This window comes from Aliinostoc maniaoense, assembly GCF_058172895.1.
This window is the reverse complement of record NZ_CP187952.1, coordinates 5,571,957-5,593,751: the sequence shown is the minus strand read 5'-3', so window position 1 is coordinate 5,593,751 and position 21,795 is coordinate 5,571,957. Positions and strand designations below refer to the sequence as shown.

19 protein-coding genes are annotated in these 21,795 nt (G+C 40.9%); 5 read left to right on the top strand and 14 right to left on the bottom strand.

What is annotated here, in order from left to right; all coding sequences use genetic code 11:
- Window positions 1-98: 98 nt before the first annotated feature.
- Entirely contained in the window at window positions 99-1,517 is a 1,419-nt protein-coding gene (locus ACPZ3T_RS24505; protein WP_490272044.1) for an IS4 family transposase, read from the bottom strand.
- Between the two features lie 247 nt (window positions 1,518-1,764).
- Between ACPZ3T_RS24505 and ACPZ3T_RS24500 the strand changes: the two genes are divergently transcribed.
- On the top strand, window positions 1,765-2,997 hold the full coding sequence (locus tag ACPZ3T_RS24500; protein ID WP_490272043.1) for a DUF4336 domain-containing protein: 1,233 nt from the start codon (window positions 1,765-1,767) through the stop codon (window positions 2,995-2,997).
- Between the two features lie 219 nt (window positions 2,998-3,216).
- Here the strand turns inward: ACPZ3T_RS24500 and ACPZ3T_RS24495 are convergent, their stop codons facing one another.
- From ACPZ3T_RS24495 to ACPZ3T_RS24460, 8 genes are all read right to left on the bottom strand, one after another.
- A complete protein-coding gene (locus ACPZ3T_RS24495) occupies window positions 3,217-4,230 on the bottom strand; it encodes an IS701 family transposase (protein ID WP_490277297.1) in 1,014 nt (337 codons plus the stop codon).
- 254 nt (window positions 4,231-4,484) lie between these two features.
- A complete protein-coding gene (gene coaE / locus ACPZ3T_RS24490; RefSeq protein WP_490272042.1) occupies window positions 4,485-5,126 on the bottom strand; it encodes a dephospho-CoA kinase in 642 nt (213 codons plus the stop codon).
- The gene (gene cobA / locus ACPZ3T_RS24485; protein WP_490272041.1) at window positions 5,111-6,658 is read right to left on the bottom strand and encodes a uroporphyrinogen-III C-methyltransferase; all 1,548 of its coding nucleotides are present in this window, start codon (window positions 6,656-6,658) and stop codon (window positions 5,111-5,113) included. The genes coaE and cobA overlap by 16 nt, the downstream gene beginning before the upstream one ends.
- Before the next feature lie 165 nt (window positions 6,659-6,823).
- On the bottom strand, window positions 6,824-7,291 hold the full coding sequence (locus ACPZ3T_RS24480; protein WP_490272040.1) for a tetratricopeptide repeat protein: 468 nt from the start codon (window positions 7,289-7,291) through the stop codon (window positions 6,824-6,826).
- A gap of 4 nt (window positions 7,292-7,295) precedes the next feature.
- Window positions 7,296-8,252, bottom strand: coding sequence for a homogentisate phytyltransferase (locus ACPZ3T_RS24475; protein ID WP_490277358.1), 957 nt, complete (start codon window positions 8,250-8,252; stop codon window positions 7,296-7,298).
- A 688-nt stretch (window positions 8,253-8,940) separates the two neighbouring features.
- The gene (locus ACPZ3T_RS24470; RefSeq protein WP_490272039.1) at window positions 8,941-9,684 is read right to left on the bottom strand and encodes a response regulator transcription factor; all 744 of its coding nucleotides are present in this window, start codon (window positions 9,682-9,684) and stop codon (window positions 8,941-8,943) included.
- A gap of 172 nt (window positions 9,685-9,856) precedes the next feature.
- A complete protein-coding gene (locus ACPZ3T_RS24465) occupies window positions 9,857-10,057 on the bottom strand; it encodes a hypothetical protein (protein ID WP_490272038.1) in 201 nt (66 codons plus the stop codon).
- Window positions 10,058-10,484: 427 nt separating this feature from the next.
- Window positions 10,485-11,246 (bottom strand): PEP-CTERM sorting domain-containing protein, encoded by a 762-nt coding sequence (locus ACPZ3T_RS24460; protein ID WP_490272037.1) that lies wholly within the window; start codon window positions 11,244-11,246, stop codon window positions 10,485-10,487.
- A 393-nt stretch (window positions 11,247-11,639) separates the two neighbouring features.
- Here ACPZ3T_RS24460 and ACPZ3T_RS24455 point away from each other — a divergent pair, with 393 nt between their 5' ends.
- Entirely contained in the window at window positions 11,640-12,983 is a 1,344-nt protein-coding gene (locus ACPZ3T_RS24455; RefSeq protein WP_490272036.1) for an alkaline phosphatase PhoX, read from the top strand.
- Window positions 12,984-13,199: 216 nt separating this feature from the next.
- Here ACPZ3T_RS24455 and ACPZ3T_RS24450 read toward each other — a convergent pair whose 3' ends face one another.
- The 3 genes from ACPZ3T_RS24450 to ACPZ3T_RS24440 form a co-directional block, all read right to left on the bottom strand.
- Entirely contained in the window at window positions 13,200-14,282 is a 1,083-nt protein-coding gene (locus tag ACPZ3T_RS24450) for an ABC transporter ATP-binding protein (protein WP_490272035.1), read from the bottom strand.
- Between the two features lie 99 nt (window positions 14,283-14,381).
- The gene (locus ACPZ3T_RS24445) at window positions 14,382-14,540 is read right to left on the bottom strand and encodes a hypothetical protein (RefSeq protein WP_490272034.1); all 159 of its coding nucleotides are present in this window, start codon (window positions 14,538-14,540) and stop codon (window positions 14,382-14,384) included.
- Window positions 14,541-14,728: 188 nt separating this feature from the next.
- Window positions 14,729-15,445 (bottom strand): GUN4 N-terminal ARM-like repeat domain-containing protein, encoded by a 717-nt coding sequence (locus ACPZ3T_RS24440; RefSeq protein ID WP_490272033.1) that lies wholly within the window; start codon window positions 15,443-15,445, stop codon window positions 14,729-14,731.
- A gap of 379 nt (window positions 15,446-15,824) precedes the next feature.
- On the opposite strand from ACPZ3T_RS24440, the gene ACPZ3T_RS24435 reads away from it, so the two are divergent.
- From ACPZ3T_RS24435 to ACPZ3T_RS24425, 3 genes are all read left to right on the top strand, one after another.
- A complete protein-coding gene (locus ACPZ3T_RS24435) occupies window positions 15,825-17,246 on the top strand; it encodes an NADP-dependent isocitrate dehydrogenase (RefSeq protein ID WP_490272032.1) in 1,422 nt (473 codons plus the stop codon).
- 118 nt (window positions 17,247-17,364) lie between these two features.
- Window positions 17,365-17,916, top strand: a complete 552-nt coding sequence (locus tag ACPZ3T_RS24430; RefSeq protein WP_490272031.1) for a Uma2 family endonuclease — start codon at window positions 17,365-17,367, stop codon at window positions 17,914-17,916.
- Between the two features lie 36 nt (window positions 17,917-17,952).
- Window positions 17,953-18,528, top strand: a complete 576-nt coding sequence (locus ACPZ3T_RS24425) for a Uma2 family endonuclease (protein WP_490272030.1) — start codon at window positions 17,953-17,955, stop codon at window positions 18,526-18,528.
- 503 nt (window positions 18,529-19,031) lie between these two features.
- Here ACPZ3T_RS24425 and ACPZ3T_RS24420 read toward each other — a convergent pair.
- Window positions 19,032-20,249, bottom strand: a complete 1,218-nt coding sequence (locus ACPZ3T_RS24420; RefSeq protein ID WP_490272028.1) for an ABC transporter permease — start codon at window positions 20,247-20,249, stop codon at window positions 19,032-19,034.
- Window positions 20,246-21,712, bottom strand: coding sequence for an efflux RND transporter periplasmic adaptor subunit (locus ACPZ3T_RS24415; protein WP_490272026.1), 1,467 nt, complete (start codon window positions 21,710-21,712; stop codon window positions 20,246-20,248). Before ACPZ3T_RS24415 ends, ACPZ3T_RS24420 begins: the two co-directional genes overlap by 4 nt.
- Between the last annotated feature and the right edge of the window lie 83 nt (window positions 21,713-21,795).

The window sequence follows — 21,795 nt, the reverse complement described above, 5'->3', positions numbered from 1 at the left end:
GTAGGCTATCCATTAGTCACATCTTTCTTAATAAAGGCTGAAAAGCAGTTATAGAGGGAATTACAGGAGATGGGGTTGCCATAAAGATTAGACAAAATTCAGAAAGTATGCGTTGAGATTTGATGGGCTAGTTTCCAAGTGGCAGCAATATCGTGCAATCGTCGTAACCCTCGCCAAATAGTCTTGACACCGGGTTCCCCATCACCTTTACGACCCAGAAAACCACCAAGTCGAGCAATCATCCGTACAGCTTGTGTTAATGTTGGTGGCTCGGCTGGTGGAATTGGGTTCTTGTTCACACTCACACATAAAGATGAGCCAGCGCCGTGGGCGGGTTTCCCGACTTGAGGCGACTGGCGTTGCCATTCAACTGTAGTGAAAACCGTTTGACAACTTTGTTCTGGATTGTGCCTGGCTTGGTAAGTTAACCATAATAATCGCCATGCCACAATCGAATATGTAGCTAATGCCATAGATAGCCGTTTTCCTGTCTCCAGTTGTAATTCCTCGATGCGACAACCGCTTTTCAACGTATAGTGATAACGCTCGATTAACCAACGATATGTATACCATTCAACACATTTTACGGCATCTTCAAGGCTATGAATTTCCCATGTCGTTAACAATAACCAACTTATTGATTTTACATCCGGTGGTGGATTCTTTTCTTCTGCTAAGATTACCTGTAGTTTTACTGGTTTTAGTTGAGAACGCCCGAGCTTATTTTTTGGTACTTCTATTTCAATAGTTTCGTATCTAATTGTTAATTTTGCTATCCGTTCTGGTCTTTGTGGATTCCTTTTTACCGTGACTTCTACTTCTCCCTGTTTTGGACTTGACCGTATCGCTTCATGCAGATAATTCGCTGTATGGTTGACTTTTCTATTGTGAGTTCCTCGAATTAGTAAGTGACTATTTTCTGGTCTTTCTTTGTTAAATAAATCAAATATATCTGCTTCCGAATCTGCTACTGTTATGATTTTTATGCCTGCTGGTAACAATTTATTCGTTCTCTCTACCCCTTCTAACCATCGTTGGCTTTCTTTTTCTTCTGTTTGTCTTTTTCTCCGGGTTTTTGCTATTCCTAAATCTTCAATATTTCTTGACCACACTTGTTGGTCTATTACTCCCAGTGGCACTCCTTTTTTGCTTGATAATAATGTTGAATGCACTTTTAATCCTAAACTTTTTCTATGGTCTAGATATCCGATTCCTTCTGTTGCTGGATGACTTGTTACATCCAGGTTTGTTGTATCTTGTATTGCTAATACTATCTCTTGCTCTTTTGCCCTTTCGATAGCACTTTTGACGTGTCCATTACTTATATCTGCTGGTTGTATATACGCCGAATTCCATAAATCATATGCTGCTGTTGTCGCTGCTATGCTTCCACATGCTTGAGGTACACTCGATGTTGGTTGTGCGGCTAAATCTTCTACCATCTTTATCAGACGCTTGTTTCGCCGTTTATCTCCCAAATCTAAGTACCTCAATTCCCTTGCTGCCCATTTTTCCATTTTTTACACCCTGTCTCTCCTCTCTCAAAACTATACCTATCAAGCCTTTCGCCTTCTTTTAAGTATTTTTACTTTTTGTTAAGAAAGATCCGGGTAATGGATAGCCTTGTAGGGAAGGGGTTGGGGAGAGGTCATCGAACTCACGTTAGATTACCAATTCCAACGACATCAAATATTTGCTAAACTCAAATGTTCGGAGTTGCAATCAATATAGTTTGAGTTTTGGGAATTGGGAGGGAGTCGCGGAGTGAGTGATGATGAACTTGCAAATATCTTAGAACCGATTAATCCGCAAGAGTTTACTTGGCCTTTCTGGTTTACTTTGCCACTCTACCCATATAGTAAACGGAGAACACTACGCCAAGAAATTATTAAAGACACAATCTGGACTTTTGACCAGATGCAGGGGATTTTTTACGTCATCGTTCCCATTCGGATGACTGTTGTGAAACTAGCACAAGGCGGGCTTTTAGTATATGCACCCGTCGCCCCAACTCCCGAATGTATGAGGCTAGTTAATGAAATAGTGGCAGAACATGGAGATGTGAAATATATTATTCTGCCCACCATTTCCGGCTTAGAACATAAAGTCTTTGTTGGCCCTTTTGCCAGACGCTTCCCCAATGCACAGGTTTTTGTTGCCCCAAATCAATGGAGTTTTCCCCTCAATTTACCCCTGAGTTGGTTGGGTTTACCTGCTAAACGCACTCACATATTACCAGCCGATAGTAGCCAAGCTCCCTTTGCTGATGAGTTTGACTATGCGATATTAGATACCATTGACCTTGGCCCTGGTAAATTTGCAGAGGTGGCATTTTTACACAAGCGATCGCATACTCTATTAGTAACAGATTCGGTGATTTCTGTACCTGAAAATCCCCCCGCGATCGTTCAGTTAGATCCTTACGCCTTACTCTTTCACGCTAAAAACCAAGCCGCAGACATAGTTACAGACAATCAAGCCAATCGTCGCCAGGGATGGCAGCGCATTTGTTTATTTGCCTTGTATTTCCGCCCTAGCGCATTAGAAGTACCCCCTTGGACTAATATCTTAAAAGATGCCCTCACAGCCCCAGAAAAGTCCTATAAAGCTTATTTTGGGTTATTTCCCTTTAAATGGCGACATGATTGGCAGCGTTCATTTTATGCTTTGCAAGGGAATGGGCGTTTATTTGTCGCACCCATACTACAGACATTAATTCTCAACCGCGCACCCAGAGAAACTATCAACTGGGCTAATAAAGTTGCAAGTTGGGACTTTCAGTGGATTATTCCCTGTCATTTCGATGCACCAATCAAAGCCCAACCCCAACAATTTCGCCAAGCATTTTCTTTTCTAGAAAAACAGCCTGCTGTCAGTGCAGGTTTATTTAGTAGTAGCAGCTATCCTTTACCAGAAGAAGACTTTCAACTACTCAAAGAAATTGATGTAGGTTTATATAAAAGTCGCATTGTTCCCCCAGCACAAGATAAGATATAGCATTTCCTAGTCTGTTGAAGTACAAATCTCCGCGTAACTCTGCGCTTTACTCCGCGCCCCTCTGCGTTTTAAAAGATTATAAGTAATAAGTAATAAGTAATAAGTAATAAGTAATTTTCTTACTCATTATTAATTGCTCATTACTTTTTTTAATCACAGGACTTACGCAACTGGCACAAAGAGGGGGTAAGGCGCAGCCCTACCCAGGGACAATTCAACTCAGACCAAGCACATAAGAATACTTGGGCGTTTGAGTTGCTGAATTAAATAATTAGAAAGCAAATTATGCTTGATTTGATAAACAGTTTGACCAGTTTGATAGGCTAAATTCTTTAATCTAATCCAAACTAACATTGCACAAGCAATATGATTTCTTTGCAGCCTAGCCTTACGACATTGACAAGATTCAATGCCTGTTAATTGTTTAATCTCTCTGTGAAACTCTTCAATTTTCCAACGAATCTTACACACCTGTTGTACAACATCCGTGGAGCTTTGAGATAAATCGTTAGTGGCGATATAATCCGTTCTGTTGGTAGAAACAGTAACCCGGAATAGTTTCACTTTTTTCTCTGGCGGAAACCCTTTAATTTTTATGATTTTACCACATTCTAACTCTTCAGGACTCCACTCTAATAATTCAATACGTTTATATTTTTCTTTGGCAAAGCTATCATCAACTAAGCGATTATTTTTTAAAGGGCAATAATAAATTTTTTCTAAACTATCAATATAAAGCATTAAACTATGTACAGCATACCATGTGTCCATCAAAACAGTATCAAATGGTAAAAGCTTATGATATACAAGGTTTTGCAGCATATCTTTCACATGGTCTACCTTGGTTTTACCATCGATATCAGGATTGAAAATGCGGTAATCTATGACCCAAAATCTTTGAATAGTAGGGTTGACATACACGCAACTAACTACACCAATGCCTTTGACAACACCATGCTCATTACCACTATATTGTCTCCTGACTATTTCTATTTCTTCAGAATATCTTTTATCTAAAACGCTATCATCAAATATTATGTAAGCATTCGTATCCGGCTCAACTACCTCTTTCACGTTATCCCAGAGTAATCGAGGTGTTAACTTTTCTCTCTTCAAATAGTAGTTAATTGCATCATGGCTAATAGTCTCTAAATGCTCTGCCAAATTAGTCATCGTATAATTAATTTGACTACTTAATAAGTATTGGCAGTAATTAAGTTTAGTAAATCTCATTACCGTCAGCAAAATTTATTTCATACAATCTCTAGCTATTTTCTCATGAATATTTTATGTTTTGCTTCCAAGACACCGACTTCTATTGCGAAGACAAAGCTTTCGGAATCAAATTAATACTTATGTACTATAAACTGGCGATCGCATTGTGCCAGTTGCGTAAGTCCTGAATCATTTGCTGTAACTGATAAACATAGAATCTGCTGTAATAATTACGAATTACGTAGCTTGCTTCTCGCTTTGCGAGTATTACGTTAGCGGAGCGGGGCGGGAGCATCGTTACGAATTACAAAATCTACTTGTTTAAGTAAATCTGATAAATTCCCAGAATTATCTAAGACAAAATCAGCCCGTGCTGCTTTTTCAGCTAGAGATAGTTGACTATTGATGCGTGATTTTGCCTGCTCTGGAGTTAATTGATTACGTTCAATTAGTCTTTGTAATTGTTGTGATTCCGAACAAATTACCACCCAGATTTCTGTAACTAAATCATTCATCTGAGCTTCAAATAATAAGGGAATGACTAATACTATTGTGGATGTAGCAGATTCAGCCATCGCCTGGAGAAAGCGATCGCGCACATCAGGATGAATGATACTATCTATCCACTGGCGTTCTGTGGGTTGAGAAAAAATAATCTCGCCCAACCGGGAACGGTTCAAACTACCATCGGGCAATAAAATTTCTTCACCGTAACGTTGTGCGATCGCATCTAAAATAGGTGAACCGATAGATACTGCTTCCCTAGCATAGATATCTGCATCTAAAATCGGCAAATCATATACATTCGCCAAATAATTAGCGACAGTCGTTTTACCTGTGGCAATACCCCCAGTTAACCCAATAATACGCCTGGTAGAGACGGGATTTATCTTGTCTGTTAACTCGTTACCCATGTGATAATTGCTTGACTTAAACCCTCTAATGTGTATTCTTCAGCCTCGACATCAACACGCCCTAAAAAAGCCTGACAAGTTTTGGAAGTTTGAGGGCCAATAGAAGCAATACAAACTCCCCTTAAAGCATTAGCAACATTACTAGGAAAGATATTATCTACCAACTGACAGAAAAATTGTACAGTTTTAGAACTAGCAAAGGTAATCACATCTACTTGACCATTTTTGAGAGCAAATTCTGCGGCTGGTGGGATGCTACTAGGACAACAAGATTGATAAGCTGCTACTTCCACGACTTCTGCACCTTTAGCGGTAAATTCCTTAACTAAAACTTCTCTACCACCACTTTCCACCCTAGGAAATAACAGCTTTTTCCCTGGTAATGCTTCAGGAAAGTGTTCTACTAAAGAGTCAGCAACAAAATTGGGAGGGGTAAAATCCGGTTGCAGTCCACGTTGTTGCAAACTTTTCGCTGTTTTCTCCCCTACAACGGCAATTTTTACCCCAGACAAGGCGCGACTGTCTTTTCCTTGGATTTTCAACCTCTCAAAGAAATAATCTACCCCATTGGTGGAAGTGAGAATTAACCAATCAAATTGAGATAAGTGATTAATTGCTTGATCTAACGCTTCCCAACTGCCAGGGGGGCCAATTTCTAAAGCTGGCATTTCAATGACTTTAGCACCAAAGGCGGTGAGGCGATCGCTAAATTGACTCGATTGTCCAAAAGAGCGTGTAACTAAAATGGTTTTACCAGTCAGAGGTAGGTTATGAGACATGGCTGTAGTGGAATGCTTTAAAGATATTGTCTCAGGTTGCAGGAAATTACGTAGCCCTACAACTTCCCCAATGATGATGACAGCTGGGGAAAGAGATACACCAATAGTTTGTTCTAGAATATTCCCCAATTCACCAATCCAAATCTGTTGTTGGGGACTTCCTGCCCATCGGATAATAGCTATGGGTGTTAACTGCGATGCCTTGTATCTCAATAACTGATTTACAATTTCCGGCAGATTTTTTCCACCCATCAAGATAACTAATGTGTCTAACCGTGACAACGCCTCCCAGTCTAAAGCTTCTGGTTCATGGCCTGTCAACACTGCAAAACAGCGACTTAAAACAGTATCTGTCAAGGGAATACTCGCCAATAAAGGTGCAGCTAAAGCAGAAGAAATTCCCGGTATAACTTCAAAATCACACCCTACAGATTTCAAAGCTTCAATTTCCGAGGTACAGCGTCCAAAAATAAACGGATCACCTGATTTTAACCTTACAACTCGTTTACCCGCTTGACAATGCTCTATTAATAACTGATTAATTTCCCTCTGGGGTGTGCTAGGTTTCCCCCCACGTTTTCCCACATCCAACTTTAAGCAATGAGATGGTACACACTCTAATAATTGCTCATCTACAAGGGCATCATAAATTAAAATCTCAGCCACAGCCAAAAGATTGTAAGCTTTTACCGTCAGGTAAGCCACATCTCCTAACCCTGCACCTACAAGATAAACTTTACCTGTGTTAGTCACGTCGCTGCGCTCCCAATTCAAAATTCAAAATACCCTTACGGGAAGGCTTGCGCCTACAAAATTCAAAATTCAGAGCTACGCTCACAACCAACAATAAAAATTAATCTTCCCATGCCCAATACCCAATGCCCAATGCCCAATGCCCAATGCCCAATGCCCCATACCCTAGCCGACTTTAGCCCCCATTTTTTCTAAAATTTGACTAATCTTGGCAGCCTTTTGAGGTTGACGCTGTTTTTGGAATAATTCCTGAGATTTTTTGAGATTCGCTGTAGCTTCTTCTTTTTGATTTTCCTGCATCAAAATATTAGCTAGCCTTAAATAAGCTTCAGGATTTTTAGGACTACGGGCAATTACTTCTTGATATAACTCTGTGGCTTCCGTAATTTTATCTTGAGCTTTTAAAACATCACCCAAAAATAAACGCACCACATCATTAGTAGAGTTGATCTTAATTACTTGACGAAAAGCCGCTTCTGCACCAGGGTAATCTTTCTGCTGATAAAGATTCACGCCTTTTTGGAATAAATTGGCAGTAATCAGCGTTTTGACAGCAAAATAAATTAATAAACCAACAGCAATTACAACTACAATAATTGCTAAAACATTAGTTATTTGCAAATTATCTAACATAATTTTAAGCTAAAAGACAAGCAACGGGGAACATTAAGTATTCTAAGAAAAATAACTTCCAGATGAATTGATAAAATTGTGCGATCGCTCTTTTATCTTGTAAGTCTACCGCTAAACTCCTCACCCACATCCAACACAATGCAATTAAATGGCTAATTACCAAAAATGCCGAATTAATTGACTCTACACGCAATACCCCAACTATCACCATAGCTAAGTAGCAAATGGTGATCACCCACAGAGCCAAATTAAATACAGTTTGTGAACCTAATTGAATAGTAAAAGTAGTAATATTGTAGAGGCGATCGCCTTCCATATCCGGGATATCTTTAAAAATAGCGATCGCAAAGGTAAAGACCAAAATAAATAATGTTAATACCCATACCACCAAAGGAATTGATGGGTTTTGCTGTAGCAACCAATTAAAGTGCAGAAACAACCCTAAATTAACAATAGTCCCCCGCACCGAAAAAATACATAATGCCGCCCAAAAAGGAAATTGTTTTAAACGAATTGGCGGTAAAGAATAAGCCGTACCAATAGCTAAACTCAAAGCCACCATCCCCAATAAATAAGGGCCATTTAGCCACGCTAAAACTAAAGCTAAAATCCCCATAATGCTCACAATTATTTGCCCCTGCTTACGGCTAAACTCTCCTGACGCTAGGGGCAGATGGGGCTTATTAATTTTATCAATATCAACATCTTGTAGTTGATTTAACCCCACAATATAAACGTTGCCACATAAACAAGCAATCCATGCACCCATAACAGGTATAATTTGACTGACAGCAAAGCCAGTAGAATGAATTGCCACAGCAACTAAATATAAACCCAACACACTTAAACTTGTACCAATGATTGTATGTGGGCGCGAAAACTTCCAAAAAGCATACAGCCACTGCCAAGGGGATAACAATGATTTACGCTGGGAAGAACTGTTTTGAGAACTCTGAGTCATGAGTAACTGGGATAAGTAGATATTCTGGCTAACTTCATCCATTGTCACAGAATTTCGTAAATACGGTAGCAGACTAGCAAAAGCTCAACAAATAGAGACGTTGCTGCCCCATAGCATACGGTGAGTTATACCATTTCTCTAAATCCCGGCTACAGATAATTCTTCCCCTGCCCCCTGCCCCCTGCCCCCTGCCCTTCTCTACGACACGCTCCGCGAACGTAGAGAAGGGAAGGGTCAAGATGCTTGACGAGGGGTTAACGTGAGTTCGACAAGTGTTTTCTGATCTCTCCCCCAACCCCTCTCCGACGCGGAAAGGGGAGTAAAAAGCATGATATATCAACGAAAAATCAAGGTTTTAAAGCCTCTACGCCACTTGCTACCCTACGGGAACGCTCCGCGAACAAGTCGGGAAACCCGCCCAACGCAGTGGCTTCTCCTTGCAGGGGAGAGGTTTGGAGAGGGGTTTTTTGCAGTCGTCGAACTCACGAGGGGTTAACCAATAGCTCCCTTTTCACCCAAGAATCCCCCGTTTTATCAACAGGGGATTCTCAACTATAGGGTAATTAGCAAAGTGAAATCTAGACACGCACAGCGCGACTGGTTGAAGAGTAGAATTTCCTGCAATACCCTACATTGCAAACTGCATCTTCCTCAATCTCTTCTATAGTTTAGCGAAGCGAGCAAGATTTCATTCAACTACTGATGTGGTAGCACCCTCATTAGATGGCGGCAGGCTAGGCAATTCTAGGCAGTATCCCGCACCATACACTGTCTTAATATAGCGGGGGTGGCGGGGATCTGGTTCTAACTTAGTTCGCAAATGGCGAATATGCACCCGAATAGTTTCAATGTCATCATCAGGATCGTAACCCCACACTTCTCTGAGGATTTCGCTAGGGGATACAGTCTGACCGTGACGTTGTAGTAAACAATGCAGTAGCTCAAATTCGAGATGAGTGAGTTTCACGGTTTGATGAAACCAGATAGCCTCAAATCTTTCTGGAACGAGAGTTAAAGGGCCATAATTCAGAATTTCGCTGTGTTTTGCAGCTTGGGGAATGCGGTCAGTGCGTCGCAATAATGCCCGCACTCGTGCCAGCATTTCTTCCACTTCAAAGGGTTTGGTCAGATAATCATCTGCCCCCGCATTAAAGCCTTCTACCTTATCTTGAGTTTGACTAAGGGCAGTCAGCATCAAAACAGGAATTTCGGCTGTGCGTTCGTCTCGACGCAGGCGTTGGCAAACAGTAAAACCATCTACCCTGGGCAACATGAGATCAAGCATGATCAAGTCTGGTTGTAGCTGGAGGGCTAAGGCTTGACCTTTAATTCCATCTTCGGCTTGACTCACATCGTAGCCAGCCATTTCCAAGTTGACGGCAACGAGTTCTGAAATTGCTGGGTCATCGTCTATGACAAGAATCCTCGGCATTCTTAAAAAATTATTACTACTTATTAAGGATAAATAAGAACCTTTGGTAGATACAAAGATTTCTGTCTTGATTATAAAAAAGATTTTAAATCTAACATAAACCTTAAAACTAACATATTTGTAAAATCATCAATAAATTACCCGAAATTTTCGCTATGATTTGTGACGCTCCCTACAATCTGTCTAAAAAATGGCTTTGAGTGTTGATGGTGAGGGAGTCGGAGTCTTGTCTACGAGATACTTCACCTTCACCAAGTGTCCCCCAGGAAACGCGATTTCCCTCAAATCTAAACTGCCGTTCTCCGAAGGAGTTCTCGAAGAGTACCTGGACGGTTGACTGAGAATAGAGATATTCATGAGGTCGCTGTGTCATTGGTCACATGAGTATCTAGTTTGGTTTCTTTAGGATTGAGTTTAACAAGGGTGTGGGGTGTCGGATATCCCCAATAAATTAAGGTTGGTAGTATCTAATCAGGACTATAGTCCTGACTACAAACTAGATAACAGTTTTTTACATTACTTCACATAGTTTGTTTTTTTACTCTTTCTGCTGCAAGTGATGAGTTGGGGTAGATAAGCTGTTCTAGTTTTGCATTGAATTGGCAGAACTAGAAACTTGACTGTTATCAGAAAACTTACTCAGCTTTTTTGGCTTCGTCAACAAACTACAGAATTACATTAGATTACGTTGAATGTAGATATGAAAATTTATACACAAAGCCTATTTTTTTAAGCTTTGTGTATAAATTGGTGTATATAAACTTCTAATTAGGCTAGCTTCAACTATTCAGGGTTACTGTTTAGGTAGATGCTGGCTTTTTCTTCAAGAATCCGCCTAAAGAACCAAATACCAACAAACCTAAAACCATACCAGGTTCAGGAATTGCAGTTGCTGTTAATTGACCACCGTTATCCAAGCGACAATTTGGAAACGTATCGCAGACTTCTGGAGATAGGTCATCTTTTAAGAAGATCCGAGCTGTTTCTAGTCCTTCATCTGGATTGAAATAAGTGTAGAAATCTAAACCTGTAACAGTATTATTGAAGTCAATCCCTAAATCAAAGCCATTAGCTGTATCGAAGTTGCCAGTTTGCAGCACAGTTTTGGTAACTGTATCAAAGTTGAAATTGAAGCTAGTATCAGCAGGATTAGGAAAACTGTAGTTGAAGGCTTGCAATAGGTCGCCATCGGGGTTAAAGAAGGAAATAGCAAATCCACTGAGCTGATCTTTGGTGACAATGCTGCCCTCGAAAGCATCGTCATAGGTGAACCTTCCTGTTGCTGAATAACCTTGATCTCCTTGCCAATCAAGCTTAAAGACAGCTGCATCGGCACTGGAAACATTCATTAAAGTAGCCATTGATGTAACAGCAGCAACGGCTACTTTAGCTGTGAATTGGTTACAAATGCTTTTCATGTTCTTGATAGTAGCAGTAAATTTTGATGTTGTTTTAAGAGTCAAATTCTGAGTTTGTGATTGACGCAAATGCTGACTATTGATAGAAAAGGTGAACTCTAGCGAACCCAATCCATGCACCTCAATAGAGATACCAACAATCATTAAATACAGAAAATTAGGATGTAGGTGTAAAACACTGATGTCTAATTATCTGGTATTTTCTGATAGCAACTAGCTGTATTTTGGCTGTTCAATTTTTGAAACACCTTTGGTGAGATTCTACCATTAGATTCCATCAAGTAAGACAATTTATATTTAATTTTATAGAGAAAAGTTTTAGTTAATTCTTATATTTGCCTAAATTTATATGTGTTTTAAATTATCCTTTACCTGTTATTAACTATTTGTTTTACATATTGTATTTGATGCCAAACTATATCTATTAAAATTGGCTATTTATTTATATATGAACTTACTGTTAAATAAATCATTATCTAACCTTAACCAAAACCAATTACTTTTTAACTGGCATTTTTATGTAACCAAAAAGTCTTTATGCAATTATCAAGACGTAAATTTTTTACATTAGCGGGTGCAAGTGCTGCTGGTACTCTGTTGATGTCTCCTTTAGAAGCTTTAATTGCTAGAAAAGCCAATGGTCAGCTTGCGGAAGGGTATGGATCTTTAGTAACAGATCCCAACGGATTATTAGACTTACCTTCTGGATTTCAATATCGTGCCTTCTCTCGCACAGGCGACCTGATGAGCGATGGCTCTCTAGTACCAGGTAATCATGATGGGATGGCTGCGTTTCGTGGCCCGAGAAATACAGTTATCCTAGTTCGTAATCATGAACTTAGTCCCAATTCCAGCACACAAGTCATCGGGGCAAAACCCTATGATCCTCTTTGCAAAGGTGGGACAACAAATCTTGTTATCGGTGCTAATCGTCAGTTAATTAAAGACTTCGCTTCTTTAACTGGAACATATCGTAACTGTGCAGGTGGCCCAACTCCTTGGGGATCTTGGATTACCTGTGAAGAAAATGTCTCTACCGTAGCTACCAATAACCCAGCCAATCCCAGCAATAATGTTTCTCAGCCTCACGGTTATAACTTTGAAGTGCCAGCTTATGCAACTTCTCCCGTAGAACCTGTAGCTTTAATAGATATGGGACGATTTAACCATGAAGCTGTGGCTGTAGATCCTAAAACTGGTATTGTTTATCAGACTGAAGATCGCGGAGATAGCCTTTTCTATCGCTTTATCCCTAATAAGTTCCCCAGAAAGTACGGTGACTTACAAGCAGGTGGTAAACTTCAGGCTTTAAAGATTAAGGGACAACCTCCAACGGTAAATACTTCTAATAGCGGTTTCAAGCCTGGAGAAAAATGGGATGTAGAGTGGATAGATATTCCTAATCCTAATCCTTTAGATGGGGATACTGTGAGATTCCAAGGTCAACAGTTAGGTGCAGCTACCTTTGCCCGTGGAGAAGGTATCTGGTGGGGTAATGGTGAACTGTACTTCTGTTGTACTAGTGGTGGAGCGCAAGGGCTTGGTCAAGTGTGGCGTTACATCCCTGGTGCAACTCCAGCTCAAGGTGGGACTATTGAATTGTTTGTAGAGTCTACATCTGCTGATGAACTCCAAGCACCTGATAACATTGTTGTTTCACCTCATGGTGATCTGATTCTCTGTGAAGATGGGGGTGGAACTGATTATTTAGTAGGTGTTACACCTGAAGGCAAACTCTATCAATTTGCACGTAACCCATTTAATGGTAGTGAGTTTGCTGGGGCTTGTTTCTCGCCTGATGGTAATACCTTGTATGTAAACATACAAAGTCCAGGTATTACTTTTGCGATTTGGGGGCCTTGGAAAAGTAGAAAAGCCTGACCAAAAGATTAATAGAGAAGTTTTGCTTGAGAACACAAAAGCGATCGCCTGAACTCAGATTAACAAAGAGGCGATCGCTTCTCCCTGATATTCAGCCTTTGATGTGAAGTTCTCCGCGCAGGGTTGCAGAAAATTTAACCTCAGATTTCCTCCTCATGGAATTGTTGCTTTGATCAAATTAATGATTATCTAGAAACAGGATTGCCAATTTAATTACTAAGACAGAGGTAAAATTCGATCTCCAGTTTTGGGATCAAAGACAAACAACTGATCTAAATCAAGTTGTAAATGTAAGCGATCGCCTGGATTTAACCGCACATCACCAGGAATTTGAATATTCAGCAAAGTTGTTGTTCCAGGTAAACCAGCCCGGACTAATGTTTCCCTTCCTAAAGGTTCTACCACCTTCACTTCTACTAACAGTCCTGAGTCTGGGCTGATAGTCATGTATTCTGGACGAATCCCTAAATCAATACTTTGTCCCTGGGGTATCTGCAAATTATCTTGCATAAATGCGGGAATTTCGATTAATTGCCCACTGACATCAAAACAATTATTTTTGTAAATTGCTGGCAAAATATTCATTGGTGGACTACCTAAAAAAGTTGCCACCATTTGATTAGCAGGACGAGCATAAATACTTTGGGGATCACCTATTTGTTGAATCCTGCCCCGATTGAGTACCACAATTTTATCAGCCAAAGTCATCGCTTCGACTTGATCATGGGTGACATAAATTGTGGTTACGCCGAATTGTTGGTGTAGCTGTTTTAATTCGGCTCTCGTATCATCCCGCAATTGAGCATCTAAATTAGATAAAGGTTCATCTAATAAAAATACCTGTGGTTCACGGGCGATCGCTCTCCCTAATGCTACCCGTTGTTGTTGTCCACCGGAAAGCTGTTTGGGTTTGCGATCTAACAGAGGTTCTAAAGAAAGCGATCGCGCTACACTCACCACCCTGTCTTGAATGATTTTCTTGTCAACTTTCCGCATTTTCAAGCCAAAGGCGATATTTTCCGCCACCGTCATATGAGGGTAGAGGGCGTAATTTTGAAACACCATCGCCACATCTCGCGCTCTGGCGGGGATATTATTCATCAATTGCTCCCCAATATAGAGTTTGCCAGAGGTGGCGGTTTCTAAACCTGCGATCGTGCGTAAGATTGTAGATTTACCACAACCAGAAGGGCCGACTAATACCCAAAATTCACCGTCGGGAATTTCAAAAGAAATATCCTCAATCGCAGTGACGTTGTTAAATCTCCGTTTGATATCTTCTAAAACAACTTTTGCCATGATGCAATTTGATAGTTAGAATTAGTGATAGTAAACTTGTACTTTTCACTTGTGCAATTCGTTAACTGTTTCTGACCAACAATGAGCTTTTTTGTAAGTTTAAGTTGGTTGATTTTCTCGCGTCACTCTAATCAAAAAGCGTAAAGCTTCATTAACAGCTTCAGCATTAGGAAATATTGCTGCTACATCTGGTTCTAAACGTACTATATAGTGATTCCCAGTGCTACAGATAATATTTTGAAACGCAAAGGTACGCAAAGTAAAGCGCAGAGGTACGCAGAGATTTGTACCTCAGTGGACTACGAAACGCTATATCGTTACCAAAACTTTTTCTTGCAGCACCTAAATTTCTGACTTTGAGACTTTTTAAGTCGTACTCTGAACGTATTTCATCTTCCATGTCTTGTTTATCCTTATTGTGCATAATGAACTTGATTTTTACTAAATTACTTAGACCATGCAGGATGAGCAAATAAAGAAGCTATGACACGCACTCCCCGCAATTGATTAGATAGGGGCAAATGTCCTCTAGGCGCGCTTAAATCCCAGGTAAATTCATTGGGGTATCTTGTCCAATTGTTGCCGCTTTTCCAGCCGATTTTAGTCCAGAGATTCTCCCAATTTTTGCCTAAACTTAACCAGATTTCTCGTTGGACTGAAAAACCAAATTTACCTTCAGAGTGAACTACCCAGAGATTATTGATAGTGTGTAAATCCACAGTGGGGAAATTATCTACCTCAGTAAAATACAACCATTTTCTCTGTACGGCCGTTTCCCCTGCTAATTCACACATTTTTTGAATTGTCATCAAATCAGCCGCTTGAAAATCTTGAGCAGCGAGTAATTGTTGCAAAGGATTGTAATTCACACCTGCATCTGATTTTAGAGGTACAATGCCTTCAGGAAAGTGATTTTGCAAAAATTCTTGGGCTTGGGGTGCATCCGAGTTGTAGAGGAAGTGGTAGGCTTTACCATCAACCCAAGTCGCTGGGCGATCGCGCCGTTGCAATAAAAACTCCATTAACACATTTAATCCCTCATTACCCAAACCAGCTAACTGTGGGATGATCTGTTGTTGGACTTGGATAGACCCAGCGATTAACTTTTGTCGGAGGGAATCAATCTCATTCTCAGTGCTTGATACAATCATTGGGTCTGTCATGCTGTTACTCATCTTAGCGGGAGCGTGAAAAAGCAATTTGCTATCAGGCTGTAATATATTCAAGCAGTGATAGCGAAAAGTAGTTTACTATTTTTGATCGTACAAAATTGCGAGAGTTTCACTGCAACCTACACTTAAATCCCTAAATGCTGTAAAAGGGAAATAGGGGGAAAGTCTGCTCATCAAGAAGATAGGGGTGTAGGGGTATAGGGGTGTAAGGGTGTAGGGGAAGACAAGGAAGAAGTTTTCCCAATGCCCAATGCCCAATGCCCCATGCCCAATGCCCCATGCCCAATTCCCAATATCTAAAGTAAAATTTGCAAGCCGAGACAAGAAAAATCTTCTCTCTGGCGGCGTATCTTTGTGGAGTGTGTGAAGTATGTACGACAAGATTAACCCCCCAACAACAGGCGCAAAAATTACCTTCAAAAATGGTGAGCCTGTTGTACCAGACAATCCCATTATCCCTTTTATTCGGGGCGACGGAACAGGTATTGATATTTGGCCAGCTACGCAAAAGGTACTAGATGCGGCGGTAGCTAAAGCTTATCAGGGCAAACGTCAAATCAGTTGGTTTAAGGTTTACGCTGGTGATGAAGCCTGTGATTTATACGGCACTTATCAGTATTTACCGCAGGATACACTGACAGCTATTAAGGAGTATGGTGTTGCCATTAAAGGCCCTTTGACTACTCCTGTGGGCGGTGGTATTCGGTCTTTGAACGTAGCACTCAGACAAATTTTTGACTTATATGCCTGCGTGCGTCCTTGCCGTTATTATGCGGGTACGCCATCACCTCATAAAAATCCCGAAAAGTTGGATGTGATTGTGTATCGGGAAAATACAGAGGATATTTATTTGGGGATTGAGTGGAAACAAGGTAGCGAAATTGGCGATCGCTTAATCTCCATCCTCAATAAAGAACTCATTCCCGCCACCCCAGAACACGGGAAAAAGCAAATTCCCCTGGATGCTGGTATCGGTATCAAACCCATCAGTAAAACCGGTTCACAGCGTCTTGTACGTCGCGCCATCAAACACGCCTTAACATTACCTAAAAACAAGCAACAGGTAACGCTGGTGCATAAGGGTAACATCATGAAGTACACCGAAGGCGCGTTCCGGGATTGGGGTTATGAACTAGCAACTTCCGAATTTCGCCAAGAGTGCGTTACTGAACGGGAATCTTGGATTCTCAGCAACAAAGAGAAAAATCCCAATATTTCCCTAGAAGAAAACGCCCGTCTGATTGATCCGGGTTTTGATGCCCTAACCCAAGAGAAAAAAGCCCAAATTGTCAAGGAAGTGGAAACAGTTCTTAACTCAATTTGGGAGAGCCACGGGAATGGGAAGTGGAAAGAGAAAATCATGGTCAATGACCGGATTGCGGACAGTATCTTTCAACAAATCCAAACCAGACCAGATGAGTATTCCATTCTGGCGACAATGAACTTAAACGGTGATTACTTGTCTGATGCGGCGGCTGCTATTGTTGGTGGCTTAGGAATGGGGCCTGGGGCAAATATTGGTGATTCCTGCGCTGTTTTTGAAGCTACCCACGGTACAGCACCCAAACACGCCGGATTAGACAGAATTAACCCAGGTTCTGTGATTTTATCTGGGGTGATGATGTTTGAGTATATGGGTTGGCAAGAAGCCGCAGACCTGATTAAGAAAGGTTTAGGGGATGCGATCGCTAACCGTCAAGTCACCTACGATTTAGCCAGGTTACTTCAACCAGCCGTAGAACCACTCAAATGTTCTGAATTTGCCGACGCAATCATCAAACATTTCGGTTAATTTCTGTTAATTATTAGGATGGGGCTTTCCCATCCTTAACAATTCAAAATTCAAAATCAGATAGACAACCTAGAGATAATTTATCATTAAGATATACTTTTCATGAGTATAAAAAATCATGGTTATCACTCCCATTAAAGAAAATGTCACCACAGATTATTCCCTAGAAAATTGGCTACAAAGTCCCCCAGAAGGTACAGAATGGGTAAATGGGGAATTACTGGAGAAAGAAGAAGTGACATTAAAACACAGCCGTATACAGGGTAATTTATACTTTTACTGGAGAAATTATCAAGAAACTAGTGGACAAGGTGGAGAAGTATATACAGAAGTACCTTGTCTTACGAATAAACAAGGCCGTCGTCCTGATGTGGCTTATCTAACTCCAGAATTGATGCAGCAATATGGTGAACCTGCTGTTTTACCTCAAAGTTTTCCTTTAATAGCTGAGATTATCTCCCCCACAGATTTAGCAGAAGATATGATTGCTAAATCTCAAGAATATTTGCAATCTGGTAGTGAAGAAGTTTGGTTAGTTTTTCCTGAAAATCGCTGGATTATTGTTATTACTAAAAATCAGCGACTTGTGTTTATTTCTGGTGAAGTAGTCAAAACTCAAACTGTACTTTCAGGTTTTAATGTCGCTGTAGATGAATTATTAGGTTCATAAATTCTCAAAAAAACACAATTGAACTAGGTTATTTATATGGTTATTAGTCCTTTGAGATTAAAACTAGATACTGTTCATCTCACAGATGAGCAGTTTTATCAACTATGTCAAAATAACCAGGAATTAAAATTTGAGCGCACAGCTAAAGGAGAGTTAATTATTATGCCACCTGTAGGCGGAGAAAGTGGCAATCGAGAAGCAGATTTGATTGCTGATTTAGTATTGTGGAATCGACAAACAGGACTTGGTTACACTTTTAGTTCTTCCACTATATTTAAATTACCAAATGGGGGCGATCGCTCTCCTGATGTCGCCTGGATTCAAAAGCAAAGATGGGAAGCATTAACTCCCGAACAAAGACGCAGGTTTCCCCCAATTGCACCGGATTTTGTGATTGAATTAAGGTCAGCAACTGATGATTTAGAAACACTTCGTCAGAAAATGCAAGAATATATGGACGCAGGGGTAAAATTAGGGTGGTTAATTAATCCTCAACAACAGCAAGTAGAAATTTATCGCCTAGGAAAAGAAGTAGAAGTGCAAAATTTGCCTACAGGATTATTAGGTGAAGATGTCTTACCAGGATTTATTTTACATTTATCTTTATATTAAGTTAAGTAGAACAGTGTAGATAATTCAAAGTTTGTAGTGTATCCTTGCGGGGAAGCAAGCTACGCGCAGCGTCTCGTTCGCTGTAAGCGTCTCGTAGAGAAGAGAGGACTTTAGTCTTCTAATCAGGACTGTTCGCGGAGCGTTCGCGTTAGCGTCTCTGTTCGCGCAGCGTCCCGTAGGGAAGGATAAAGGTAGTCCTTACTACGAACTAAATTAGGAATCGTACTTGATTATTGAACAGATAGGTAGTGGACTGACAAGCCTAAAATCTTGCAAATAAATTGTAGGTTGGGTTGACGCGAGGAAACCCAACACTAGCATCTATGTTAAGTTTTCGATATTTATGTTGGGTTTCATTCTTTTCAAGAATTGGTATTAGGCAAGTTTCAGAATCAATGGTTGGTGCGTGACGCTATCAGTTTGCTGACTACGTTCAAATACTTTCACAGCGTCACACACCCTACATCTGATTACTTATTACTTATTACTCATTTATTGATCAACTACACACTTCTAAGTGCCACAATCGGATCAAGTTTGGCTGCGCGTCTTGCGGGAACGACACCGAAAAATAAGCCGATACATCCTGAAATAGCAACAGTTGTAACAATGGTGACTGGAGATAAAGCAGATTCTAACGGTGTAAAGGCTGCTACTAACACAATTCCACTCACACCAATTCCCGTGCCGATTAAACCGCCAATTGCTGATACAATTACGGATTCAATCATAAATTGCAGTAATATATTCTGCTCAGTAGCACCAATGGCTTTCCGTAGTCCGATTTCTTGGGTGCGTTCGGTGACGGAAACGAGCATAATATTCATGATACCGATACCACCAACAAATAATGAGATACCAGCGATCGCGGCTAGCATGACGGTTAATGCACCAGTGATTTGTCCGACTGTTTGCAAGGCATCTTTTTGGGTTCTAATCGTAAAGTCATCTTCACCGATGAGTTTGTGGCGTTGACGTAATAAATTAGTGATTTGAAACACGGCAGCATCAACGCTTTCGGCATTTTTAGCGGAGGCAGCAATATAAGTTAATTCCAAGCCGTAGGGAGAAGTACGCCCGACAATTCGATTAGCCATTGTAAATACGGGGATTAAAACCGAATCATCATAATCAACTCCTAAGTTTGAACCTTTGCCCTCTAAAACTCCAATGATTTGAAAGCCAGTATTCTTAATTCTGAATTGTTGTCCTACAGGATTATTATTACCAAAGAGTCTGTTGGCTAATTTTGCACCGATGACTGCAACTTGATTGCTACGCTTCATATCTACATCGCTAAAAAATCTGCCTTGGGCAACTTCAAAGTCTCGTACTATTAAGAAACTGGGGGTTGTCCCAATAATGTTGACATCGGTATTTTTATTACTATAGGTGACTACTTGCCTACTGTTTAACTCTGCGGTGACATTAACAATGGTGGGTACTTGGCTAGCGATCGCTTTGGCATCTTCATATACTAAGGTCTTTGGCACTTCTCTAGAAATCCGTTGAGTTGCCTGATTGCCTGGAATAACAAATAATACGTTTGGCCCCAAGGATTCTAGTTCTTTGTTGACATAGTTTTGTCCGGCTTCACCAATGCCAATCATGGCAATGACTGAGGCGTTACCGATGACTATACCCAACATCGTGAGTGTACTACGTAGTTTATTCGCTAGCAGGGTTTTTCCTGCCATTTCTACACTTTCTAGGAAGTTCATGGATTTGTCTTTTCTTGTGCCTTTTGAATTTTGTAGTCTTTGGGTAAGTCTATAAAAACGCGATCGCCTGCTTGTAATCCTGAGATGACTTGAGTTTGATCTTGGATTTGCGCCCCTAGGGTAACTTCCCGAAATTGGGGTTTATTGTTGGCATCTGTGACTAATACACCAGTTTTGCCGTTTTCGGTCAAAATAGCGACGGTGGGTAATAATAAAGCATTGTTAACGCGATCGCCTAGAAAGGTTAAATCCACATTTAAACCAGAACGCAGTTTATCTGTACCTGTGTCCAGAGCTACCCGCACTTGAAAGGATGTTACACCTTGTTCTACCACAGCTTCCGGGGCAATCAGGCGAACATTACCTTTAAAAACTTCATCAGGATAGGCATCTGCAAGGATTTCCACTTGTTGTCCCTCTTGGATGCGGCCAATGTCTGCTTCGGGGATTTGCGCTAATATTTCTAAACCCTTAGCTACTGCCACAATCGAGCTAGAAGTCGCTGATGCACTGGTAGAAGCGGAAGTTGTGGGAGTCACAAAAGCCCCAATGTTGGCATATTTCTGGGTAACAACTCCCCCAAAGGGAGCGCGAATTATGGTATCTTGCAACCTCACTTCTGCTGCCGCTAACTGTGCTTGGGCAGCTTTCACTGCTGCTTGGCGTTGGGCAATTTGTTCAGGGCGGCTACCTTCTTGTGACAGTACCAATGCAGCGCGTGCTTCGGTAACGGCTGCTTCTCTAGCGGCGATGACTTCGCTACGAGTCCCACTTTGCAACAATGACAGTTGTTTTTGAGCTTCTGCTAAGTTAGCTTTAGCACTTTTATCTTCGCTAATAGCTTGATCGAGTAATTGTTTTCTCTCTGCCCCTTGTTCGTAGAGGTATTGATAACGCTTCACTTGTTCAGAGGTGTAATTGACTCTGGCACGGGCGGCATCCACTTGAGCTTGGGCTTTAGCAATTTCTTGGGGACGATTTCCCGCTTGCGCTTCCTTTAGTTGGGCTTGGGCTTGGGCTAAACGCGCTCTAGACTGAGCAATTTCTTGAGGACGACTGCCTGCTTGCGCTTCTGCTAGCTGGGCTTGAGCTTGGGCTAAGTTGGCGCGAAATTGGGCGATTTGGGCTTGAATATCGCCTATATCCATCCGGGCGATAATTTGTCCTTGCTGGACGCGATCGCCCTGCTCTACATATAATTCCGCTAATACCCCAGGATTTTTGGGACTAATATTTACACTTTGAACTGGCACAACCTTACCACTGGCAGTAATCCGCAGAGTCACATTTTTCGCCTCTACAGGTACAGTCAGCTGCGTGACATTATCTTTATTAGTTCCTCGATTGACAAGGCTGTAGCTAGTTGTACCAACAATCAAAGCCCCAGCCGCTAATAATCCCACTAGCCATCTAGTTGGATGCTTCAGCTTGCCAATAATGGGAACTTCTATGTACGCAATCATAAATATTGACCTATGGAAAGTATTGGTGGTCTACTCGGTAATTTCAATCATTAAGAATATTGTAGAAATAAATATTTATTTAA

Excerpts from the sequence above, each read along its gene's own strand:
- ACPZ3T_RS24505 (WP_490272044.1), bottom strand. The coding sequence starts at position 1,517 with ATGGAAAAATGGGCAGCAAGGGAATTGAGGTACTTAGATTTGGGAGAT.
- ACPZ3T_RS24495 (WP_490277297.1), bottom strand. The coding sequence starts at position 4,230 with ATGAGATTTACTAAACTTAATTACTGCCAATACTTATTAAGTAGTCAA.
- coaE (WP_490272042.1), bottom strand. The coding sequence starts at position 5,126 with ATGGGTAACGAGTTAACAGACAAGATAAATCCCGTCTCTACCAGGCGT.
- ACPZ3T_RS24480 (WP_490272040.1), bottom strand. The coding sequence starts at position 7,291 with ATGTTAGATAATTTGCAAATAACTAATGTTTTAGCAATTATTGTAGTT.
- ACPZ3T_RS24475 (WP_490277358.1), bottom strand. The coding sequence starts at position 8,252 with ATGACTCAGAGTTCTCAAAACAGTTCTTCCCAGCGTAAATCATTGTTA.
- ACPZ3T_RS24470 (WP_490272039.1), bottom strand. The coding sequence starts at position 9,684 with ATGCCGAGGATTCTTGTCATAGACGATGACCCAGCAATTTCAGAACTC.
- ACPZ3T_RS24465 (WP_490272038.1), bottom strand. The coding sequence starts at position 10,057 with ATGACACAGCGACCTCATGAATATCTCTATTCTCAGTCAACCGTCCAG.
- ACPZ3T_RS24460 (WP_490272037.1), bottom strand. The coding sequence starts at position 11,246 with ATGATTGTTGGTATCTCTATTGAGGTGCATGGATTGGGTTCGCTAGAG.
- ACPZ3T_RS24455 (WP_490272036.1), top strand. The coding sequence starts at position 11,640 with ATGCAATTATCAAGACGTAAATTTTTTACATTAGCGGGTGCAAGTGCT.
- ACPZ3T_RS24450 (WP_490272035.1), bottom strand. The coding sequence starts at position 14,282 with ATGGCAAAAGTTGTTTTAGAAGATATCAAACGGAGATTTAACAACGTC.
- ACPZ3T_RS24440 (WP_490272033.1), bottom strand. The coding sequence starts at position 15,445 with ATGACAGACCCAATGATTGTATCAAGCACTGAGAATGAGATTGATTCC.
- ACPZ3T_RS24435 (WP_490272032.1), top strand. The coding sequence starts at position 15,825 with ATGTACGACAAGATTAACCCCCCAACAACAGGCGCAAAAATTACCTTC.
- ACPZ3T_RS24430 (WP_490272031.1), top strand. The coding sequence starts at position 17,365 with ATGGTTATCACTCCCATTAAAGAAAATGTCACCACAGATTATTCCCTA.
- ACPZ3T_RS24425 (WP_490272030.1), top strand. The coding sequence starts at position 17,953 with ATGGTTATTAGTCCTTTGAGATTAAAACTAGATACTGTTCATCTCACA.
- ACPZ3T_RS24420 (WP_490272028.1), bottom strand. The coding sequence starts at position 20,249 with ATGAACTTCCTAGAAAGTGTAGAAATGGCAGGAAAAACCCTGCTAGCG.
- ACPZ3T_RS24415 (WP_490272026.1), bottom strand. The coding sequence starts at position 21,712 with ATGATTGCGTACATAGAAGTTCCCATTATTGGCAAGCTGAAGCATCCA.